The 5,290-nt window shown below is 55.0% G+C and carries 5 protein-coding genes; 4 read left to right on the top strand and 1 reads right to left on the bottom strand.

The genetic code is table 11. The annotated features are described in order from the left end of the window. Positions 1-42 precede the first annotated feature (42 nt). A complete protein-coding gene (gene gltA, locus HMPREF9538_RS22880; RefSeq protein ID WP_002894943.1) occupies positions 43-1,326 on the bottom strand; it encodes a citrate synthase in 1,284 nt (427 codons plus the stop codon). Between the two features lie 640 nt (positions 1,327-1,966). On the opposite strand from gltA, the gene sdhC reads away from it, so the two are divergent. From sdhC to sdhB, 4 genes are read left to right on the top strand one after another with little or no spacing between them, the layout of a single operon-like run. Continuing rightward, positions 1,967-2,371 carry a succinate dehydrogenase cytochrome b556 subunit gene (gene sdhC / locus HMPREF9538_RS22885; protein ID WP_004142216.1) on the top strand — a complete coding sequence of 135 codons (405 nt, stop codon included), beginning with the start codon at positions 1,967-1,969 and terminating at the stop codon, positions 2,369-2,371. Further along, positions 2,365-2,712, top strand: coding sequence for a succinate dehydrogenase membrane anchor subunit (sdhD, locus tag HMPREF9538_RS22890; protein WP_002894949.1), 348 nt, complete (start codon positions 2,365-2,367; stop codon positions 2,710-2,712). The genes sdhC and sdhD overlap by 7 nt, the downstream gene beginning before the upstream one ends. Next, positions 2,712-4,478, top strand: coding sequence for a succinate dehydrogenase flavoprotein subunit (sdhA, locus tag HMPREF9538_RS22895; RefSeq protein ID WP_004179067.1), 1,767 nt, complete (start codon positions 2,712-2,714; stop codon positions 4,476-4,478). Before sdhD ends, sdhA begins: the two co-directional genes overlap by 1 nt. A gap of 15 nt (positions 4,479-4,493) precedes the next feature. Further along, a complete protein-coding gene (gene sdhB / locus HMPREF9538_RS22900; protein ID WP_002894954.1) occupies positions 4,494-5,210 on the top strand; it encodes a succinate dehydrogenase iron-sulfur subunit SdhB in 717 nt (238 codons plus the stop codon). Positions 5,211-5,290 lie beyond the last annotated feature (80 nt).

Raw genomic sequence — 5,290 nt, 5'->3', positions numbered from 1 at the left:
AAACGCGCCAGCAGGCGCGTTTTTATGATCCGGACAGTGCGATTAACGCTTAATGTCGGACTGGAAATCGCGTTTGGCGTAGCCGGTATACAGCTGACGCGGACGGGCGATCTTCATGCCATCGCTGTGCATTTCGTTCCAGTGCGCAATCCAGCCCACGGTACGCGCCATGGCGAAGATAACGGTAAACATGGAGGACGGAATACCCATCGCTTTCAGGATGATACCGGAGTAGAAGTCGACGTTCGGATACAGTTTCTTCTCGATGAAGTACGGGTCGTTCAGCGCGATATGCTCCAGCTCCATGGCCACCTGCAGCAGGTCGTCTTTGGTGCCCAGCTCTTTCAGCACTTCATGGCAGGTTTCACGCATCACGGTGGCGCGCGGATCGTAGTTTTTGTAAACACGATGGCCGAAGCCCATCAGGCGGAAAGAGTCATTCTTGTCTTTCGCACGACGAACAAATTCCGGAATGTGCTCAACGGAGCTGATCTCTTCCAGCATTTTCAGCGCCGCTTCGTTGGCGCCACCGTGTGCCGGTCCCCACAGGGAGGCGATGCCCGCAGCGATACAGGCGAACGGGTTAGCGCCGGAGGAGCCCGCGGTACGTACCGTGGAGGTCGACGCGTTCTGCTCGTGATCGGCGTGCAGGATCAGAATACGATCCATCGCGCGCTCCAGCACCGGATTGACTTCATACTCTTCGCACGGTGTCGCAAACATCATGCGCAGGAAGTTGCCGGCGTAGGAGAGGTCGTTGCGCGGATAAACAAACGGCTGGCCGATAGAATATTTGTAACACATGGCTGCCATGGTTGGCATTTTGGACAGCAGACGGTAGGCGGCAATCTCGCGGTGACGCGGGTTATTCACGTCGAGGGAATCATGATAGAACGCCGCCAGCGCGCCAGTGATCCCGCACATCACCGCCATCGGGTGGGAATCGCGACGGAACGCGTGGAACAGACGGGTGATCTGCTCATGAATCATGGTGTGGCGGGTGACGGTAGTTTTGAATTCGTCATATTCGGCCTGGGTCGGCTTTTCGCCGTACAGCAGGATATAACAGACTTCAAGATAATTAGATTCGGTCGCTAACTGGTCGATCGGGAAGCCGCGGTGCAGCAGGATCCCCTCGTCACCATCGATAAACGTAATTTTAGATTCACAAGAAGCCGTTGATGTGAAACCTGGGTCAAAGGTAAATACGCCTTTTGAACCAAGACTACGAATATCAATAACATCCTGACCGAGCGTGCCTTTTAGCACATCCAGTTCAATAGCAGTGTCACCACCCAGGGTGATTTTTGCTTTAGCATCAGACATTTATGGTCTCCTTAGCGCCTTTATTGCTTAAGACTGCCGGGTGGTGGATTTGCTTTCGGCCCGCGCCTGCATACGTTACCAGTTTGTTATGTTGCACACAGCTCTGCGTCAGCGAAAAGGGCAGGGTACAGAGCAACGGCGCTTGATGGCACGTCCTTCAGGGCTGCGGTGAAACAACAGCAAATCAGCGTTTTAGCAGTCCGAATATTAAAACCTATATACCACTAATAACTGTCCTGATTACATCGGTCAATACTGACACACTGTTACATAACTTATTCTCAGGTGAAAGAGTGACCCCATAACTTTTGAGCATTATTGCATTTAACTGGTAATGGTTGTAACAAGAATGTTTAATATTTGTCAAATCAGGTGATTAAAAATTAAAAAAATGTTGGTATCGTGACCTTGATCACTGTTCCGGAGAAAACCCAACAAACTATATGTAGGTTAATTGTAATGATTTTGTGAACGGCCTATACTGCGGCCAGGTCTCCGGAACACCCTGCAATCCCGAGCCACCCAGCGTTGTTTAGTGATGTTTTAATGCCTGAAAAGACGTTTTAACATGACTTCTGGTTATAGAAAGGACGCTGTCTGACCCGCAAGCAGACCGGAGGAAGGAAACAATAAGAACAGCATGTGGGCGTTATTCATGGTAAGAAATGTGAAAAAACAAAGACCTGTCAATCTGGATCTACAAACGATACGGTTCCCAATCACGGCGATAGCGTCCATTCTCCATCGCGTTTCCGGTGTCATCACCTTCGTGGCGGTCGGAATTCTGCTTTGGCTGCTGGGCACCAGCCTTTCCTCCCCAGAAGGTTTTCTGACGGCGGCCTCCATCATGGATAGCTTCTTTGTGAAGTTCATCATGTGGGGCATTCTCACCGCGCTGGCCTATCACGTCGTTGTCGGTATTCGCCATCTGATGATGGACTTTGGCTACCTTGACGAAACCCTCGAAGCAGGGAAACGTTCCGCCAAAATTTCTTTTGTTATTACTGTCGTGCTTTCACTTCTCGCAGGAGTCCTCGTATGGTAAGCAACGCCTCAGCACTGGGACGCAACGGCGTACATGACTTTATCCTGGTCCGTGCTACCGCCATCGTTCTGACCCTCTACATCATCTACATGGTTGGCTTCTTCGCCACCACCGGTGAAATCTCATGGGAAGTGTGGACCGGGTTCTTTGCCTCCGGCTTCACTAAAGTCTTCACTCTGCTGGCTCTCGTTTCCATTCTCATCCATGCCTGGATCGGGATGTGGCAGGTGTTAACAGACTACGTTAAACCACTGGCTCTGCGCCTGGTTCTGCAACTGGCTATCGTTGTGGCGCTGGTGGCTTACGTTCTTTATGGATTTGTTGTGGTGTGGGGTGTGTAATGAAATTGCCAGTCAGAGAGTTTGATGCTGTTGTCATCGGTGCCGGCGGCGCAGGTATGCGCGCGGCGCTGCAAATTTCCCAGAGCGGACAGACCTGTGCACTGCTCTCCAAAGTGTTCCCTACCCGTTCCCATACCGTATCCGCGCAGGGTGGCATCACCGTCGCGCTCGGTAACTCCCATGAAGATAACTGGGAATGGCATATGTACGACACCGTAAAAGGGTCGGACTATATCGGCGACCAGGACGCCATCGAATACATGTGTAAGACCGGCCCGGAAGCGATTCTTGAGCTGGAGCACATGGGACTGCCGTTCTCTCGTCTTGACGATGGCCGTATTTATCAGCGCCCGTTTGGCGGCCAGTCGAAGAACTTCGGCGGCGAACAGGCGGCGCGTACCGCGGCGGCGGCTGACCGTACCGGCCACGCCCTGCTGCACACTCTGTATCAGCAGAACCTGAAAAACCACACCACTATCTTCTCCGAATGGTACGCCCTCGATCTGGTGAAAAACCAGGACGGCGCGGTAGTCGGTTGTACCGCCCTGTGCATCGAGACCGGCGAGGTGGTCTACTTTAAAGCCCGCGCCACCGTGCTGGCGACCGGCGGCGCAGGCCGTATCTATCAGTCCACCACCAACGCCCACATCAATACGGGTGACGGCGTCGGGATGGCCATCCGCGCCGGCGTGCCGGTGCAGGATATGGAAATGTGGCAGTTCCACCCGACCGGTATCGCCGGGGCTGGGGTTCTGGTTACCGAAGGTTGCCGCGGCGAAGGCGGTTACCTGCTGAACAAACACGGCGAACGCTTTATGGAGCGTTATGCCCCGAACGCTAAAGACCTGGCGGGCCGTGACGTGGTGGCGCGTTCCATCATGATCGAAATCCGCGAAGGCCGCGGCTGCGACGGTCCGTGGGGCCCGCACGCGAAACTGAAACTGGATCACCTCGGTAAAGAGGTTCTGGAATCTCGTCTGCCGGGTATCCTTGAACTTTCCCGTACCTTTGCCCACGTCGATCCGGTGAAAGAGCCGATCCCGGTTATCCCAACCTGTCACTACATGATGGGCGGTATCCCGACCAAAGTCACCGGCCAGGCGTTGACCGTGAATGAGAAGGGCGAAGACGTGGTGATCCCGGGCCTGTTCGCGGTAGGCGAAATCGCCTGCGTATCGGTCCACGGCGCCAACCGTCTGGGCGGCAACTCGCTGCTCGACCTGGTGGTCTTCGGCCGCGCGGCGGGCCTGCATCTGCAGGAATCCATTGCCGAGCAGGGCACGCTGCGCGACGCTAGCGAATCCGATATCGAAGGCTCGCTGGATCGCCTCAACCGCTGGAACAACACCCGCTCTGGTGAAGATCCGGTGGCGATTCGTAAAGCGCTGCAGGAATGTATGCAGCATAACTTCTCGGTGTTCCGCGAAGGCGATGCGATGCACAAAGGTCTGGAGCAACTGAAAGTGATCCGCGAGCGCCTGAAAAACGCCCGTCTCGACGATACCTCCAGCGAGTTCAACACCCAGCGCGTTGAGTGCCTGGAGCTGGATAACCTGATGGAAACCGCCTACGCGACCGCCGTATCCGCTAACTTCCGTACCGAGAGCCGTGGCGCCCACAGCCGCTTCGACTTCCCGGATCGTGATGATGAAAACTGGCTGTGCCATTCCCTGTACCTGCCAGAGTCGGAATCCATGACGCGTCGTAGCGTCAATATGGAACCGAAACTGCGTCCGGCATTCCCGCCGAAGATTCGTACTTACTAATGCGGAGACAGGAAAATGAAACTCGAGTTTTCAATTTATCGCTATAACCCGGATGTTGACGACGCTCCGCACATGCAGGATTACACCCTTGAAGCGGAAGAAGGTCGCGACATGATGCTGCTGGATGCGCTGATCCAGCTGAAAGAAAAAGATCCGTCGCTGTCGTTCCGCCGCTCCTGCCGTGAAGGGGTCTGCGGGTCCGATGGTCTGAACATGAACGGGAAAAACGGTTTGGCGTGCATCACGCCGATCTCCGCGCTGAATCAGCCGGGCAAGAAGATTGTTATCCGTCCGCTGCCAGGATTACCGGTTATCCGTGATTTGGTGGTGGACATGGGGCAATTCTATGCACAATATGAGAAGATTAAGCCTTACTTGTTGAATAATGGGCAAAATCCTCCGGCTCGCGAGCATCTGCAGATGCCTGAGCAGCGTGAGAAACTCGACGGGCTGTACGAGTGTATTCTGTGCGCCTGCTGTTCGACCTCGTGCCCGTCGTTCTGGTGGAACCCGGACAAGTTCATCGGCCCGGCTGGCCTGCTGGCCGCGTATCGCTTCCTGATCGACAGTCGCGATACCGAAACCAGCGAGCGCCTAGACGGCCTGAGCGATGCTTTCAGCGTATTCCGCTGTCACAGCATTATGAACTGCGTCAGTGTGTGTCCGAAGGGGCTGAACCCGACGCGCGCCATCGGCCATATTAAGTCGATGCTGCTGCAGCGCAGCGCGTAAGCAACACGGTCTGTCCCGGATGGTGCTAGCGCTTATCCGGGCTACCAAAGCAGTAGCCCCGGCAAGCGTTAGCGCCGCCG

The organism is Klebsiella sp. MS 92-3 (assembly GCF_000195655.1).
In the GTDB taxonomy this organism is placed as follows: Bacteria; Pseudomonadota; Gammaproteobacteria; order Enterobacterales; family Enterobacteriaceae; genus Klebsiella; species Klebsiella pneumoniae.
Note: the sequence above shows the minus strand (reverse complement) of the source record. Positions and strands in the feature narration are given on the sequence as shown.